13 protein-coding genes are annotated in these 15,940 nt (G+C 72.1%); 12 read left to right on the top strand and 1 reads right to left on the bottom strand.

Translation table 11 applies throughout. The annotated features are described in order from the left end of the window. The first annotated feature begins 339 nt into the window (after nt 1–339). Genes ACH34R_RS28195 through ACH34R_RS28185 form a run of 3 tightly spaced genes read left to right on the top strand, consistent with a single transcriptional unit; the run spans nt 340 to nt 4,213 of the window. Nucleotides 340–1,560 carry a glycosyltransferase gene (locus ACH34R_RS28195; protein WP_397564547.1) on the top strand — a complete coding sequence of 407 codons (1,221 nt, stop codon included), beginning with the start codon at nt 340–342 and terminating at the stop codon, nt 1,558–1,560. Next, entirely contained in the window at nt 1,557–3,224 is a 1,668-nt protein-coding gene (locus ACH34R_RS28190) for a glycosyltransferase (protein WP_397564546.1), read from the top strand. Before ACH34R_RS28195 ends, ACH34R_RS28190 begins: the two co-directional genes overlap by 4 nt. Further along, nucleotides 3,221–4,213 carry a phosphotransferase family protein gene (locus ACH34R_RS28185; RefSeq protein ID WP_397564545.1) on the top strand — a complete coding sequence of 331 codons (993 nt, stop codon included), beginning with the start codon at nt 3,221–3,223 and terminating at the stop codon, nt 4,211–4,213. The genes ACH34R_RS28190 and ACH34R_RS28185 overlap by 4 nt, the downstream gene beginning before the upstream one ends. A gap of 8 nt (nt 4,214–4,221) precedes the next feature. Here ACH34R_RS28185 and ACH34R_RS28180 read toward each other — a convergent pair whose 3' ends face one another. Beyond that, entirely contained in the window at nt 4,222–5,799 is a 1,578-nt protein-coding gene (locus ACH34R_RS28180) for a glycosyltransferase (protein ID WP_397564544.1), read from the bottom strand. Between the two features lie 118 nt (nt 5,800–5,917). On the opposite strand from ACH34R_RS28180, the gene thrC reads away from it, so the two are divergent. From thrC to ACH34R_RS28135, 9 genes are all read left to right on the top strand, one after another. Beyond that, nucleotides 5,918–6,976: a threonine synthase gene (gene thrC / locus ACH34R_RS28175; protein WP_397564543.1), complete on the top strand. Its 1,059-nt coding sequence runs from the start codon at nt 5,918–5,920 to the stop codon at nt 6,974–6,976. Between the two features lie 69 nt (nt 6,977–7,045). Continuing rightward, nucleotides 7,046–7,972, top strand: coding sequence for a homoserine kinase (thrB, locus tag ACH34R_RS28170; RefSeq protein WP_397564542.1), 927 nt, complete (start codon nt 7,046–7,048; stop codon nt 7,970–7,972). Nucleotides 7,973–8,438: 466 nt separating this feature from the next. Further along, entirely contained in the window at nt 8,439–10,448 is a 2,010-nt protein-coding gene (gene rho, locus ACH34R_RS28165; RefSeq protein WP_397564541.1) for a transcription termination factor Rho, read from the top strand. A 312-nt stretch (nt 10,449–10,760) separates the two neighbouring features. Beyond that, entirely contained in the window at nt 10,761–10,979 is a 219-nt protein-coding gene (rpmE, locus tag ACH34R_RS28160) for a 50S ribosomal protein L31 (protein ID WP_397564540.1), read from the top strand. Nucleotides 10,980–11,086: 107 nt separating this feature from the next. Continuing rightward, complete coding sequence (gene prfA / locus ACH34R_RS28155; RefSeq protein WP_397564539.1) at nt 11,087–12,148, top strand: peptide chain release factor 1; 1,062 nt, start codon at nt 11,087–11,089, stop codon at nt 12,146–12,148. Between the two features lie 44 nt (nt 12,149–12,192). After that, nucleotides 12,193–13,047: a peptide chain release factor N(5)-glutamine methyltransferase gene (prmC, locus tag ACH34R_RS28150; protein ID WP_397564538.1), complete on the top strand. Its 855-nt coding sequence runs from the start codon at nt 12,193–12,195 to the stop codon at nt 13,045–13,047. Nucleotides 13,048–13,070: 23 nt separating this feature from the next. Beyond that, entirely contained in the window at nt 13,071–13,796 is a 726-nt protein-coding gene (locus tag ACH34R_RS28145) for an L-threonylcarbamoyladenylate synthase (RefSeq protein ID WP_397564537.1), read from the top strand. 92 nt (nt 13,797–13,888) lie between these two features. Continuing rightward, on the top strand, nt 13,889–15,436 hold the full coding sequence (locus tag ACH34R_RS28140) for a hypothetical protein (RefSeq protein WP_397564536.1): 1,548 nt from the start codon (nt 13,889–13,891) through the stop codon (nt 15,434–15,436). A 39-nt stretch (nt 15,437–15,475) separates the two neighbouring features. Next, nucleotides 15,476–15,856 carry a hypothetical protein gene (locus tag ACH34R_RS28135; protein ID WP_111171813.1) on the top strand — a complete coding sequence of 127 codons (381 nt, stop codon included), beginning with the start codon at nt 15,476–15,478 and terminating at the stop codon, nt 15,854–15,856. Nucleotides 15,857–15,940 lie beyond the last annotated feature (84 nt).

Below are 15,940 nucleotides of genomic sequence, written 5' to 3'. Positions count from 1 at the left end.
CACGTTCGGCGTCGGGTGACTCGTGCGCGGCATACCGATCGCGCACACAGGGAGAGGCCCGTGGCCAAGCCCGCTCCGGACTGCGGATGCTGCAACGGGACCGGCCGGCTCACCTACGAGAGACCGAAGCGGCAGCCGGATGGCTCCGTCATTTGGGTGAATTCATTGGAGAACTGCCACGTATGCCGGGGCAGCGGAAAGTGTAAATGACCGGCATGCGGCCGGCCGGAGCGCACTCCCGGTGCTGACCTGTTGTCAGGGTTCGTGCCGGGAGAGCGCCCGCAATCGGTACGCTCGTTGGCGACCGCCCCGCGAATTACGGATGTGAACGAGTCCTGTATGAGTGTCGCGCCGGAATCATCCGCCGATCCAGCCACGCCGCGAGCGCCAGAGGAACGGGCCGGTCCGCGAGGATACGTCCGCACTCCCAGCGAGGGCGACGGAGTGCTGCGCTGGGCCGGTGAGCACTGGGTCGCCGGTGATCGCCCGCTGGGCCGGGTCGCGACCGCTTCGGACGCCGAGGCGCTGCGCCCGCTGCGCGGCCTGCGGGTCGAGTGGCCGGGGGAGTCGCCGGTCCCGCTCGCGCCCGTCCTCGACCTCGCCGCGGCCGGGGTGCCGCTGTTCGCCGCCGAGACGCCCGCCTGGGCCCGGGAGGCCGACTCCGGGCTCGCCGCCCTGCTCGCCGAATGGGACGGCTCGCGGTTCGCCGAGGGCCCTTCCGGCATCCGCTCGGTGGCCGACCTGCGCCGCGAGGAGCACAGCGTGCGGCTGCGGCGGCACGGGCTGCGCGCCCGTCGTACCCCCGGCGACCAGCCGCCGACGGTCAGCGTCGTGATGTCGAGCATGCGCCCGCACCACCTGCCCGGCGCGCTCGCCCAGATCGCCCGCCAGCGGCACGTGCGCGCCGAGGTCGTGCTCGGCCTGCACGGCGTGCCCGGCGGCCGTGACCACCCCGACGTACGCCGGGCGGCCGACGGCTTCGCGCTCCCGCTCACCATGGTGGAGGCCGGCGCGGACCGGCCGTTCGGTGAGCTGCTGCACCTGGCGGCGGGCCGGGCCGGCGGCGAGTACATCGCCAAGTGGGACGACGACGACTGGTACGGCCCCGAGCACCTGGCCGACCTGCTGCTCGCCAAGGAGCACTCCGGGGCCGACGTGGTCGGCGTGCCCCCGGAGTTCTTCTACCTGGAGCCGCTGCGCGCCACCGTCCGCAGGATCGACTACAGCGGCGAAGTGTGGAGCGATTACATCGCGGGCGGAACGATCCTGATGGATCGCGCCAAATATCAAGAATCCGGTGGTTTCAGCGCCCTGTCCAGCGCCGTGGACGCCGATCTCCTGAAACGAATCCACGCCGCGGGCGGCCGGATATACCGCACCCACGGACTCGGCTACATGCTGCGCCGTTCACTGGCCGGCGACCACACCTGGCGGCTTTCCCTGGCCCATTTTCTGCGGGTCGCAGCAAACCAGTGGCGCGGATTCCGGCCCAGTATGATCATGGAGGCCGGCCCCGGCACCGGGCAGGGAGCGCTTGTGAGCGAAGTGAGCCGAACGTGACCGTCAGGATCAGGGGCAACGACTACACCGTGCTGCGCCCGCCCGCCATCGGGACCTGGACGCCCACGCTGACCGTCACGGTCGTGGTGCCGGCCTACAACGGGCAGGACAAGCTCGACCTCGCGCTCGCGGGCCTGGCCGCCCAGACCTACCCGCAGGAGCTGCTGGAGGTCGTGGTGGTCGACAACGGCAGCGAGCCCGCCCTGCGGCTCGGCGGCATCCGCCCGGAGCTGACCCGGCTGGTCGGCTGCGAGACCCCGGGCAGGGCCGCCGCCCGCAACGCGGGCCTGGCCGCCGCCACCGGAGACGTCGTCCACTGGCTCGACTCCGACGTGGTGCTCGCCCCCGACGAGGTGGAGGCGCACCTGCGCTGGCACCACCTCGCCCCCTACCTGGTGGTCACCAGCCACCTGCGCTTCACCACCGCGCCGCTGCCCGAGCCGCGCGCGGTGGCCGCCGCCGCCGGGACGGGCGGTTTGGGCGCGCTGTTCGAGCCGGCCGAGCCGCACGAGTGGCTGGTCGACCTCGTGGAGCGCACCGGCGGTCTGGTACGCGACCCGCACCGGGCGTTCAGCCTGCACGTCGGCGGCGCGACGTCGGTCGGGGCGACACTGCTCAAGGCGGCGGGCCCGATGGACACCGAGCTGATCCTCGGCCAGGACACCGAGCTGGGCTACCGGCTGGGCCAGGCGGGCGCGGTGTTCGTGCCCGACCCGCAGGCCCGCGGCTACCACCTGGGCCCCTCCATGCGGATGCGCGACAAGGAGCCGATCGACCGGGTCAGCCACGCCTACATCGCCGACCGCATCCCCTCCTACCGCTGGCTGCGCACCCACCCGGGCAGGCAGTGGAAGGTCCCCTACATCCGGGCCACCGTCGAGCCCGGCGGCTACGACGACGTGCGCGCGACGGTGGACGCGCTGCTCGCGGGCACGATCCCCGACCTCGTGGTGGACCTGCCCGGCCCGTGGGCGCGGCTGGCCCCCGAGCGGCGGACCCCGCTGACCGACCCCGATCTCGACCTGGTCCTGATCCAGGGGCACTACGCCCACGAGCCCCGGGTGCGCCTGGTCGGTCAGGAGCCCGAGCCCGACACCGCCGAGCCGTACCGGCTGCACCTGCCCGCCGGCTGGGCGCCCGGCGAGGACAGCCTGGCCAGGTTGCTCGACCTGGCTTCCGAACAGGGCTACGGCCTGATCAACGTGCTGCTCGACGAGACCGCCGACGGCGTGGTGGCGGCCCGGTTGGAGCGCTCCGCCGCCTTCGCCAGAGCGCGGATCGTGGCCGAGCCCGGCGAGGACATCGACGACGCGGTGGACGACACCTTCGGGGTGCTCTGGGTGGACGCCGAGACCTACGGCTTCGCGTCCGCGGCACAGGCCGCGCCCCCGGTCGGCCGGCGCGGCGCCTACCGGGCCCGCTCGGAGGCGGCGGCCGAGGTCGCCAAGCTGAAGAAGGAGACCGAACGACTGCGCGGGCAGATCGCCAAGTGGCGCGACGAGTCCGGCCGCTGGCGCAAGGGCGCGGTCGAGTACCGCAGGGAGATCGGCACGCTGCGCCGTGAGCTGGCCGCGGCCAAGAAGGCCCAGCCGGTGCCGCGCACCGGGTTCGCCCGGGCGCTCAGGCGGGCGCTGTCCCGCCGTCGCCGCGGCAAGGAGGGGTGAGGCCGTTGCCCGAGGCGGCGGGCGCGCGCGAGGTGCAGAGCAGCCCGCGCTCCAGCGTGTGGCGGCTGGAGTACGGCGGGGCCGCCGTCGTGGTCAAGCAGGCCACCGGCGGCGACGACGCCCAGGCCAGGTTCGAGCGGGAGATCACCGCGCTGACCCTCGCCGCCAGAAGCGGCGGCGTGCCACCGGTGGCCAAGGTGATCGCCTCCGACGCCGGTTGCCGGGTCATGGTGCTGGAACACCTCGCCGAGGTGCCCGCCCCAGCCGACTGGGCGGTCCGTTACGCCGACGCGCTCGCGCGGCTGCACGCCGCCACCGGCCCCGCCGACGCCGGCGCGCTGCCCAGATGGCAGGGCCCCACGGAGGCCGACGCCGAGGCGTTCGCGGGCTTCGCCGGCGCGCTGGGCGTGCCGGTGCCCGCGCGGGCCCGCGCCGAGATCTCGGCGCTCGTCGAGCGGCTGGGCGCGGGCGGCCACCACGCGCTGCTGCACGGCGACCCGTGCCCCGACAACGTCATCGTGACCGGCCAGGGCCTGCGCTTCGTGGACCTTGAGCAGGCGTCGCTGGGCAACGGCCTGATGGAGCTGGCCTATCTGCGGACGGGCTTTCCGACCTGCTGGTGTTCGCTGGGCATCGCCCCGGCGATGCTCGCCGAGGCCGAGCGGCGCTACCAGGCGATCTGGCGCGTGCTGACCGGCACCGACGTGCAGGGGCGGCTCGCCGACGCCTGCGCGGGCTGGCTGCTGCGCGGCGACGCGCTGGTCGAACGGGCCCGCAGGCACACCACCGACCACCTCGCCGCCGTGCTGCGGGACGACTGGAGCTGGGGCGTGGCCAGCGCGCGAGAACGGCTCGCGCACCGGCTCGGCGTGGTCGCCGCGGCGGAGGAGCCCGATCTGGCCGCGCTGGCCGCCCTGGCCGGAGCGGTACGCGAGCGCATGCTCACCTGCTGGCCCGGCCTTGCCCCACTGCCCCCGACACCGCCCTGAGCCCGAGGTCAGCCGTCTGACCGGCCGCGGCCGGTCAGACGGCCGAGCAGTGACACGCTCCGCGGGCGGGAGGGCTGTGCGGGCGCTGCCGGGGCAGGTTTCCGGGGTTCCGCCACGGGCGTAGCGGGTTTCTTCTTGGGCGCGGGCCAGAAGTCGGCGTGCTCGCCCTTGAGCACCCCGTGGGTGGCCTCGATCAGCTCGTCCCTGTGATCGGCGGCGAGCCGGCCCGCCCTGGCCAGCTCACCGAGCGGCACGCCCGGGTTGGCCAGCAGCAACGCCCGGCTCAGCGCCTCGGTGCGCTCCAGGCGGGCGGTTCCGCCGGAGGGCGGATCCACCAGAACCAGGCCCGGCCGGTGCTCCTGCATGGCCTCGATCATCAGGCGCAGCGTGTCGCGGCCGAGCGGCGCCTCGACCGGGCCGGTGTACCTGAAGGGGATCGGCGCGGGGGAGGGCGGCACGGTGTCGGCCAGGCGCACCCGATCGTCGCCCGCGAAGTGCTCGCTCATCAGGCGCAGGTCCAGGTCGGGATCGCGGAGCACGGCCCGCCGCACGCCGGTCAGCCGCGACCAGGGCGCGACCAGCGTCACCACCACGTCGCCGACGCTGCCGGTCAGCGCCGCGCGCACGGCGGCCCGCACGGTCTCCTCCGCCGCGCCGCCGACCTCCAGCACCACCTCGACGTACGGCACGCGCCACCGCCGCCCCGCGTCCTTGCGCAGGTCGCGGCGGAGCGGGATGCGCTGGGCCAGGTACGGCGAGACCACCCGGACCGCCAGGTCGCGTTCCAGCTTCTGGGCCGGCAGCCCCAGATGGACCGCCTGGGCCAGCGGATCGGGGACGAACACGGCCCCGGCCTGGGCGAGCCGGTAGGCGAACTCGGTGTCCTCGCCGCGCGGCACGCCCGCGTCGATGCCGCCGGCGGCGCGGAACAACTCGCGGTGCAGGCACAGCGTGGGGCCCGTGCAGCAGTGGTAGGGGTTGCGGCTGGCGCGCAGGCCGTCCAGGCGCTCGATCGTCGCCTCGGTCGAACTCGGCACCGCCGCCGCCAGGTCGAACAGCGTGCTCAGCCCGCCGCCCGACACGCCGTCACGTACGCGGGCCGCGGAAAGCCCCTCGGGCTCGGCCAGGAACCGCTTGTAGCCGATCGTGACCGCATAATCGGTCAGGTGGTGCCAGCGGGCCAGCGCCTCGATGTGCTCGCGGCAGACCACCATGTCGGCGTCCAGGCGCTGGAGCAGCGTGCCCTCGGCGACCGCCGCCCCGGTGTTGACCGCGTGCCCGATGCCCCAGCCCGACGGGTCGGCGGTGACGATCCGTGTGCCGGGTGGCGCGATCTCCGGCAGGCGCAGCGGCGGGTCGCTGCCGTCGTCCACCACGATGACCTCGAGCAGGTGCGCGGGGTAGGTCTGCGCGGCCAGCGCGGCCAGGGTGAGATCGAGGCGGCTCTGCCCTCCGTGGGCCGGTATGACGACGCTCACCGGCAGCGACGGCGTGAAGGCCCCCAGGCCGGGCGGGGTGAGCGGGGAGTGGTCGTTGCGCCGGATCCGCGGACGGTCGCCCGGCGCCCCGTGATGTTCACCCGTCATGTCAGAAGACCCTATCGCGACCGCGTCTTCACCTCGCAGGAGCGGGATCGCGTCCGCAGGTCAGGCCGGTTGCCCGTAAACTCGGTGCTCGACACCGCAAGGCTGCCTAGGAGCGATCATGACCAGGGTGTGGCGTGGACTCATCGAGGAGTACCGTGACCGGCTTCCGGTGACCACGGCGACGCCGGTCGTCACGCTGCTGGAGGGGGGCACGCCGCTGGTCCCCGCGCGCAGGGTCTCCGCGCTGACCGGCTGCGAGGTTCACCTGAAGGTCGAAGGGCTCAACCCGACGGGGAGCTTCAAAGACCGCGGCATGACCATGGCGATCAGCAAGGCGGTCGAGGCCGGGGCCAAGGCGGTGATCTGCGCCTCCACCGGCAACACCTCCGCCTCCGCCGCCGCCTACGCCGTCCGCGCGGGGCTGACCTGCGCCGTCCTGGTGCCACGCGGCAAGATCGCGATGGGCAAGCTGGCCCAGGCGCTGGTCCACGGGGCCAAGCTGCTCCAGGTCGACGGCTCCTTCGACGACTGCCTGGAGATGACCAGGAAGCTCTCGGAGAGCTACCCGATCGCGCTGGTCAACTCGGTCAACCCGTACCGGCTCCAGGGCCAGAAGACCGCGGCCTTCGAGATCGTGGACGCGCTCGGCGACGCGCCCGACGTGCACTGCCTGCCGGTGGGCAACGCGGGCAACATCTCCGCCTACTGGATGGGCTACAAGGAATACTCCGCCGACGGGCCCGCCACCAAGACTCCGCGGATGCTGGGGTTCCAGGCGAGCGGGGCCGCGCCGATCGTGAAGGGCGCGCCGGTGACCCACCCGCACACGATCGCCACCGCGATCCGGATCGGCAACCCCGCCTCCTGGCGGCTCGCCGAGGCGGCCCGCGACGAGTCCGGCGGCGCGATCCAGGCGGTGACCGACCGGCAGATCGCCGCGGCCTACAAGCTGCTCGCCCAGGAGGAGGGCGTGTTCGTGGAGCTGGCGTCGGCGGCGAGCGTCGCCGGGCTGCTCCAGGCGCGCGAGCAGGGGCTGGTGCAAGATGGTGAGCGGGTGGTGTGTACGGTCACCGGTAACGGCCTGAAGGACCCCGACTGGGCGATCTCCGGAGCCCCGGCGCCGGTGACGATCTCGATCGACGCGCACGCCGCCGCGATGGCGCTCGAACTCGCCTGAAGCCGGGGGCGGCGCTGCGCCATCCGGCCCGACACCCCAGACACCGAACGCATCTTCCGAAGGTGGCCCATGCCCGACAGCACGACGGTCGTCGTTCGCGTGCCCGCGACTTCGGCCAACCTCGGCCCCGGCTTCGACTCGCTGGGCCTCGCGCTCGGCCTGTACGACGAGGTCACGGCGGCCTTGTCGGGGGAGAGCACGCAGGTGGAGGTCACCGGCGAGGGGGCGGGGGAACTCGACCTCGGCGACGGCCATCTCGTCGTGCGGGCCATGCGCGCGGCGTTCGGCCGGATGGGGGTGGCGCAGCCGCCGGGCCTGCGGCTGCGCTGTCACAACCGCATTCCGCACGCGCGGGGGCTCGGTTCGTCGTCGGCGGCCATCTGCGCGGGCCTGCTGGCCGCGCGGGCGCTCGCCGGCGACGACTCCGGGGCCGCGGCGTTCCCGGATGAGGAGGTGTTCGCGCTGGCCACCGAGCTGGAGGGCCATCCCGACAACGTGGCCCCCTGCCTGGCAGGCGGGCTCACCATCGCCTGGAGCGACCAAGAGGGGATCGCGCGTATGGTGAAACTGACGCCGCACGCCGCGATCCGGCCCGTGGCGTTCATCCCCGCTCACCGGCTGTCCACCGACGTGGCGCGGGGCTACCTGCCGAAGGACGTACCGCACGCCGACGCCTCCGCCAACGCGGGGCGCGCGGCGCTGCTGGTGGCCGCGATGACCATGCGACCGGAGACCCCGGTGCTGCTCGCCGCGACCGAAGACCGGCTGCACCAGCGATACCGCGCGCCTGCAATGCCGCAGACCGCGAGTCTGGTAAAACGGCTCCGCGCAATCGGAGTTCCCGCGGTCGTCTCCGGGGCGGGTCCGACGATTCTGGCGTTTCCGACACCGGAGGCGCAGGATTCGATCGCGTCTGAAGTGGGTAATGACTGGCACATCCAGCCACTGGACGTCGATACCGACGGTGCCAGAGTCCAGTTTCCCGAGACACGCTGATGCCTCTTCGACCTTCAGGGAATAGCCGTGTGCGCTGGTGATGTTAGGCTTATAGCCGCACCAGATGCCCCCATGATGGGTGCGTGCTTGTCAGCCTCACATCGCTGCGTCATGCTCCACCTCGTCAGAAGTGGGCAGCATACCCTCCCTGAATGCGCCGTTGCCGGTTGCTCCACATCCGGCATACGCCGTGAAGGGCGGCGCACGCGGGGATATGCGGGCTCCAACCATCTCGATGACATCTGGTTGGCGGTAACAATCCGGGGGGTGGCCTCCAGGCCCCCATCGTCGGCGAGTCCCGGCGATGACGGCGTGGGCGCACCTGTCCCCGACACTGGCAACCGCTCTTCGGGGCGGCCAAGGAACGCAACGTGCACCCCGATCCGGCCAGTCCCGCCGGATCGATCGCACCTCCGGGACGGTCGGCAGATAGTCGCCGACGCCCGACCCCTGGGAAGGACCCTTAGTGAGCGACACCACCGAACTCCTCACCGACACCGGCTCACCTGAGCAGTCGGCGGCCGGCGACACCCCCACTCGCGCCGCGGCACGGCCGCGCCGTCGCTCCGGCACCGGCCTGTCCGCCATGGTGCTCCCCGAGCTGCAGAAGCTCGCGTCGAGCCTCGGCATCAGCGGGACCGGGCGGATGCGCAAGAGCCAGCTCATCGCGGCCATCCAGGAGAAGCAGGGCGTTTCCGCGGACGGCGCGGCCCAGACGTCCGACGCCAAGCCCGCCACCTCTGCGCCGGCTCCTGTCGCCGCGGACCCCGAGCCCCAGCCCGAGCGGCCCGCGCGCACCCGCCGGGTGCGCACCCGCACCGGCGCGGCCGAGAGCGCGGGCGCGCCCGCCACCGACCAGCCGACGCTGCCCGAGGCCGTGGCCCAGGCCGCCGAGCCCGCGGTGGCGTCCGCCCCGCCGGTGACCGAGCAGCCCGCCGAGCAGGGGCAGCAGGACGGCAAGCCCGAGCGCGGCGAGGGACGCCGCGAGCGTGGCGAGCGCCGCAGCCGCCGCGAGCGCGGCGACAGCAGGGAGCAGCGCACCACCGACGGCGGCCAGGGCCGCGACCAGGCGCGCGGTGGCGACCAGCGCGACCGTGGCGACCAGCGCGACCGTGGCGACCAGCGGGACGGCGGCCGTGACCAGCGCGGCGACCAGGGCGGCCGTGATCAGCGCGATCGTGGCGACCAGCGTGACCGCGACCAGCGCGACCGTGACCGCGACCCGCGCGACGGCGGCCAGGACGACGACGGCCGCCGCGGCCGGCGCGGCCGGTTCAGGGAGCGCAACCGCCGCGGCCGTGACCGCTTCGACAGCAACGAGCCGGTGATCGGCGAGGACGACGTGCTGATCCCGATCGCCGGGATCCTCGACATCCTCGACAACTACGCCTTCGTGCGCACGACCGGCTACCTGCCCGGTGCCAACGACGTCTACGTGTCGCTGGCCCAGATCCGCAGGAACGGCCTGCGCAAGGGCGACGTGATCACCGGCGCGGTACGCCAGCCGCGCGAAGGCGAGCGGCGCGAGAAGTTCAACGCGCTCGTCCGCCTCGACACGGTCAACGGCATGGACCCCGACCAGGCCCGCAACCGCCAGGACTTCAACAAGCTCACCCCGCTCTACCCGCAGGAGCGCCTGCGTCTGGAGACCGAGCCCAACATCCTGACCACGCGGATCATCGACCTGGTCTCGCCGATCGGCAAGGGCCAGCGCGGCCTCATCGCCTCCCCGCCCAAGGCGGGCAAGACGATGGTGCTCCAGGCCATCGCCAACGCCATCACCAGGAACAACCCCGAGTGCCACCTCATGGTCGTCCTCGTGGACGAGCGTCCTGAAGAGGTCACCGACATGCAGCGGTCGGTCAAGGGCGAGGTCATCCACTCGACCTTCGACCGTCCCGCCGAAGACCACACCACCGTCGCCGAGCTGGCCATCGAGCGGGCCAAGCGGCTGGTGGAGCTGGGCCACGACGTCGTGGTGCTGCTCGACTCGATCACCCGCCTGGGCCGCGCCTACAACCTCGCGGCGCCCGCCAGCGGCCGGATCCTGTCCGGCGGTGTCGACTCCACGGCGCTGTACCCGCCCAAGCGGTTCTTCGGCGCCGCCCGCAACATCGAGAACGGCGGCTCGCTGACCATCCTGGCCACCGGCCTGGTCGAGACCGGCTCCAAGATGGACGAGGTCATCTTCGAGGAGTTCAAGGGCACCGGCAACATGGAGCTCAAGCTCAGCCGGTCCCTGGCCGACAAGCGGATCTTCCCCGCGGTGGACGTCGACGCGTCCAGCACCCGTAAGGAGGAGATCCTGATGGCCAAGGACGAGCTGCAGATCGTCTGGAAGCTGCGGCGGGTGCTGCACGCGCTGGACATGCAGCAGGCTCTGGAGCTCCTGCTGGAGAAGATGAAGGAGACCAAGTCCAACGCGGAGTTCCTGCTCCAGGTCCAGAAGACGACCGTGAGCAACGACCGCGACTGACGAGCCCTGTGCTCACGTACGGCGGGCCCGCGCGGCCCGCCGTACTCATCGCGGCCGGAGCGGGCGGGAAGCAGCGCGCAGGGCGCCATGCGGGCCGCTTGCGGGCATGCCCGAGCGCCCCGACCGGCCCGATGACCCCGGGAATTTCGGATGGCCCGGGATGGTTGCAGGATCTGGCACACTGGAACCCGAACCGCAGCGGTACCGGTTCCCGCCCGCGCGCATTTCCCGGTGTGCGGCGCGCGCACCCCGTCCGGGGTGAGGCGAGGCAAAACGGCGACCCGGCGACCGCCACATGCGAGAGGAAGCGACATGAAGCGCGACATTCACCCTGAGTACAACGTCACCCAGGTGAGCTGCACCTGTGGCAACTCCTTCACCACCCGCAGCACCGCCAAGAACGGTGTGATCCACGCCGACGTGTGTTCCGAGTGCCACCCGTTCTACACGGGCAAGCAGAAGATCCTCGACACCGGCGGCCGGGTGGCGCGCTTCGAGAAGCGCTTCGGGAAGAAGACCGCGGGCAAGTAGCCAACGACCAGCGCCGGCTCGGAATCACCCCCTCGTCCGACGGGGGTGTGCCTGGGTCGGCGTTCTTGCTGGTCGGGGCTTTCGCAGGATGGTGAAGGGATCACGCGGTGAAGCTGGACGAACTGCTCAAGGAGTACGCCGAGCTGGAGGCCACGCTCGCCGATCCCGCCGTGCACGCCGACCAGAACAAGGCGCGCACGATCGGCCGGCGTTACGCGCAGTTGAGCCCCATCGTGGCCACCTACCGCGAGCTTGAGACGGTGCGCGATGACCTCGGCACCGCCAGGGAGCTGGCCGGGGAGGACCCGGCGTTCGCGGTGGAGGCCGAGGAGCTGGCCGCGCGGGTGCCCGCGCTGGAAGAACGCCTCAAGCACCTGCTCATCCCGCGTGACCCCAACGACACCAAGGACATCCTGATGGAGATCAAGGCGGGCGAGGGCGGCGAGGAGTCCGCCCTGTTCGCGGGCGACCTCCTGCGGATGTACCTCCGGTACGCCGAGCGGGCCGGCTGGAAGACCGAGATCATCGACTCCCAGCCGTCCGACCTCGGCGGCTACAAGGACGTCACGGTCGCCATCAAGTCCAAGGGCGACGAGGGCGTGTGGTCGCGGCTGAAGTTCGAGGGCGGCGTGCACCGCGTCCAGCGGGTTCCCGCCACCGAGTCGCAGGGGCGCATCCACACCAGCGCCGCCGGGGTGCTCGTCTACCCCGAGGTCGAGGAGGTCGACGTCCAGATCGACCCCAACGACCTGCGCATCGACGTCTTCCGCAGCGGCGGGCCCGGCGGGCAGAGCGTCAACACCACCGACTCGGCGGTGCGCATCACCCACCTGCCGACCGGGGTCGTGGTCTCCTGCCAGAACGAGAAGAGCCAGCTCCAGAACAAGGAGACCGCGATGCGCGTGCTCCGTGCCCGGTTGCAGGCCATCGCCGAGGAGGAGGCCGCCGCCGAAGCCGCGGCCGAGCGCAAGTCGCAGGTCCGCACCGTCGACCGGTCCGAGCGGATCCGCACCTACAACTTCCCGGAGAACCGCATCTCCGACCACCGGGTCGGCTTCAAGGCGTATAACCTCGATCACGTCCTGGACGGTGAGCTGTCCGCGGTGATCCAGGCGTTGCTCGACGCCGAGACCGCGGAAAAGCTCGCCTCCCACTCCTCAACATCCTGATCCCGCCGACCACCGAACCCCGGCCTGCCCCAAGACCTCATGTCATGAGCCTCCTCCTGGACGAGATCGCCCTCGCCACCGCCCGGCTGGCCGAAGCCGGAGTGCCCTCGCCGCGCACCGACGCCGAGGAGATCGCGGCGTTCGTCCATGGCGTGCGCCGCGGTGAGCTGCACACCGTCAAGGACTCGGAGTTCGACGCGCTGTTCTGGGAGGGCATCGCGCGCCGCGAGGCCCGCGAGCCGTTGCAGCACATCACCGGCCGGGCCTACTTCCGCTATCTGTCCCTGGAGGTCGGTCCCGGCGTCTTCGTGCCGCGCCCGGAGACCGAGGTCGTCGTCGGCTGGGCCATCGACCGGCTGCGCGAGATGGACGTCGCCTCCCCGACCGTCGTGGACCTCGGCACCGGCTCGGGCGTGATCGCGCTGTCCATCGCCCAGGAGGTCGCGCTGGCCAGGGTGCACGCGGTGGAGATCGACCCGGAGGCGTACGGCTGGGCCAAGCGCAACATCTCCGAGCTGGGGCAGGGCCGGGTCACCCTGCATCCGGAAGACCTCGCCGAGGCCCTGGGAGAGCTGGACGGCCGGGTCGATCTGGTCATCTCCAACCCGCCCTACATCCCGCCCGGCGCGATCCCCCGGCATCCTGAGGTCCGTGACTATGATCCTGCGCCGGCGCTGTACGGCTCGGGCGCCGACGGCCTCGACCAGGTCCGCGCGGTCGAGCGCACGGCCAGGCGGCTGCTGCGGCCCGGCGGGTTCGTCGTGGTAGAACACGCCGACGTGCAGGGCTCGGCGGTGTATCTCATCTTCCGTGAGGAGAACGGCTGGCGCGACGTACGCGTCCAGCAGGACCTGACCCGCAGGGACCGTTTCGTGACCGCCCGCTTCGGCCAGGAGTGAGCGGCAGTGAAAGGATGCTGACTGTGAGCCGACGTTACGACTGCGCCGACGCCGAGCAACGGGCCGCCGGCCTGGCCGACGCGGCGTCCACCCTGCGCATGAGCCAGCTCGTGGTGCTGCCCACCGACACGGTGTACGGCATCGGCTGCGACGCCTTCGTCCAGTCCGCGGTCAACGCGCTGCTGGCGGCCAAGGGCCGGGGCCGGGACATACCGGTGCCGGTGCTGGTAGGCACCGTCCGGGCGGCCACCGCCCTGGTGGAGAACCTCGGGCCGTACGGGCAGGACCTCATCGACGCGTTCTGGCCGGGGCCGCTGACGCTGATCTGCCGGGCCAACCGCTCCCTGTCCTGGGACCTCGGCGACACCAAGGGCACGGTGGCGCTGCGCATGCCGTTGCACGGGGTGGCCCTCGACCTGCTCAAGGACATCGGCCCGATGGCGGTCAGCAGCGCCAACCGCTCCGGGCAGGAGCCGGCGACCACGGTCGAGGAGGCCGAGAAGCAGCTCGGCGAGGCGGCGGAGGTGTACCTCGACGACGGGCCGTGCACGGACCGGGCGCCGTCCACGATCGTCGATCTCACCAGCGCGGTACCGCGGCTGCTGCGGCGCGGGCTGATCAGCGAGGACAAGCTGCGCGCGATCGCCGGATACATCGCCACCGACGGCGCCCCGCAGCCGGCGGCCTCGGGTCCCGAGCCCGAGCCCAAGCCGGAGAGCGCGGCGAAGGCGGATCCCGACCAGGATTGATCGGTTATACCTCGTCCTGATCCCTAGGACGGACGGCCTGTGCCCGGGTACGGTAAGTGGGCGGCCGATATCCTTCCCCCCGGGAGACGCGCATGGGCAAGTTCGAGGGCATGGATCCCAAGCTCGTCCGTCAGTTACTGACCGAGGTGGAGCGCGCTGCCGAGCGAATGCGCTCCACGGAGGGCCAGGTCACCCGCCTGGTGAGCGCGGCGGGCGTGCCTGCTCAGGCGAGCCATCGCCCGGTCCAGATCGCCGACGCCTGCGAGCGGATGGTGACCGACGTCAACTCGCGGCTCACGGTCTTGGAGAAGAAGGAGAAACAGCAGGAGGGCCCGCCCCCGGGCGGCGGCCCGGAGCTGACCCAGGACGTCCCGCCCCCGGCGCGCGACGACCCCGAGCCCAGGCAGCAGCAGGACCAGCCGAACGGCGACAAGTCCGACGAGCCCCGGCAGGACCACCCCAGGCAGGACGATCCCAAACAGGATCAGCCCAGGGACGAGCAGCCCAAGGGCGATGACCCGAAGCAGGACGACCCGAAGCAGGATCAGCCCAAGGACGAACAACCCAAGGGTGATGACCCCAAGGGTGAGAAGCCCGACGAGCCCAAGCAGGACGACCCGAAGCAGGACGATCCCAAGCAGGATCAGCCCAAGGACGAGCAGCCGCAGGAAGAGCAGCCCAAGGACGAGCGTCCCAAGGACGACCAGCCGAAGGGCGAGCGTCCCGATGGGCAGCCGGAGGGCGACAAACCGGACCAGCCGCAGCCCGACGGCGAGGACCCGAAGGACGAGCACCCGAAGGACGAGCAACCCAAGGACCGCGATCCTCAGTCTCCGGAGTCGCCTGAGTCCCCGGAGGCTCCCGAGGGCGACGACGACCGCATCGACCACCCCGACCGGATCGATCACCCCGACGACTCCGCGCCGGACGGCCCACGGGTCATCGAGCTGCCCAACGGCACCAAGATGATGCAGGTCCCGCTGGAACCGCCCACCATGGACGAGCTCCGCGACATGATCGAGAACTTCGAGAACGCCGAGCCGCACAAGATGCCGATCGCCGACGACCTGCAGCTCAGCCCACACGGCCCGACACCGGACGGGCCTCCCGGCCAGGTGGACCCGAGCCTGCCCGACTCCGACTCCCAGCCCAAGGACGAGAAGATCCCCCAGATCGAGCGCGTCCCGGACGGCGGCGAGAACCCCGACCTCGAACCCAGCGGCTCGGGCGCGGACAAGGCCGGCGAGGGCGGCGTGGGCGGCGGCACCACCGTGTCCGGAGTCGCCTATGAAGCCTCCACCGCCACCCAGGACGGCGGCGCGGTGTCCGGCGTCGGGTACGACGCTCCCGCCGATTCCATGGGCGACGGCGGCGGTGGCGCCGATGACGGCGCCACCACCGTGCCCGGGTCCGGGTTCATGGATTCCGGCGGCGCCCGCGGGGGTGGAGACGTGCCGCTGGAGCAGTCGTCCCTGGAAGAGGAGTTCGAGGACGTGCGTGAAGCCGATTCGGCCGAGCCGCCCACCGTCCCGCTGTCCGGAGAAGACCACTGGAGCGGCGTGGAGCGGGTGCCCGAGGACGTCGGGCCCGAGGGAGGACCGGGAGTCGTACAACCGGGCGGGTCCGCCCGGCCGGCCTGACCGATCGCCGATCCGACCGCGGATGGGAGGAGATGTTCGATGTTCGCCGATCCACCGGCGCCGCAGCCGTTGCAGCCTGGAGAGAGCCCGCCGGCGTCCACCGGCGACCCGCTCGGGCTCGACGGTCAGACCCGCGCCTGGCAGTTCAACCCCGAATACCAGAAGCTGGTCACGCTGTGGAACCAGGTCATGCCGATGATGGAGTCGCTGACCGGCACGCTCAAGGAGGCACGGCGGCTGGCCGAGAGCCCCGACGTGTGGGACGCCCCCGTGGGCCGGCGCTACGTCGAGGACATCGGCGAGTGGGACAAACGGCTGGCGCTCTACCGGCAGTCCGTGCTCAGCGCGATCAGTGACCAGGCGGCCGACACCCCGCGCTGGGTGCCGGTCGAGGCGGGGGCGCCGCACGCCTTCTCCTGATCCGTGGCCGTGTCCGGCCGCATGACATGGGAAAACCGGCCCGGCCGGGCTTACAGTGGGATGAAGTGAACCATGGGCCGGTCG

It is taken from the genome of Spongiactinospora sp. 9N601 (assembly GCF_044326295.1).
In the GTDB taxonomy this organism is placed as follows: domain Bacteria; phylum Actinomycetota; class Actinomycetes; order Streptosporangiales; family Streptosporangiaceae; genus Spongiactinospora; species Spongiactinospora gelatinilytica.
The sequence above is the reverse complement of the archived record's forward strand: the minus strand, read 5'-3'. Positions and strand labels throughout refer to the sequence as shown.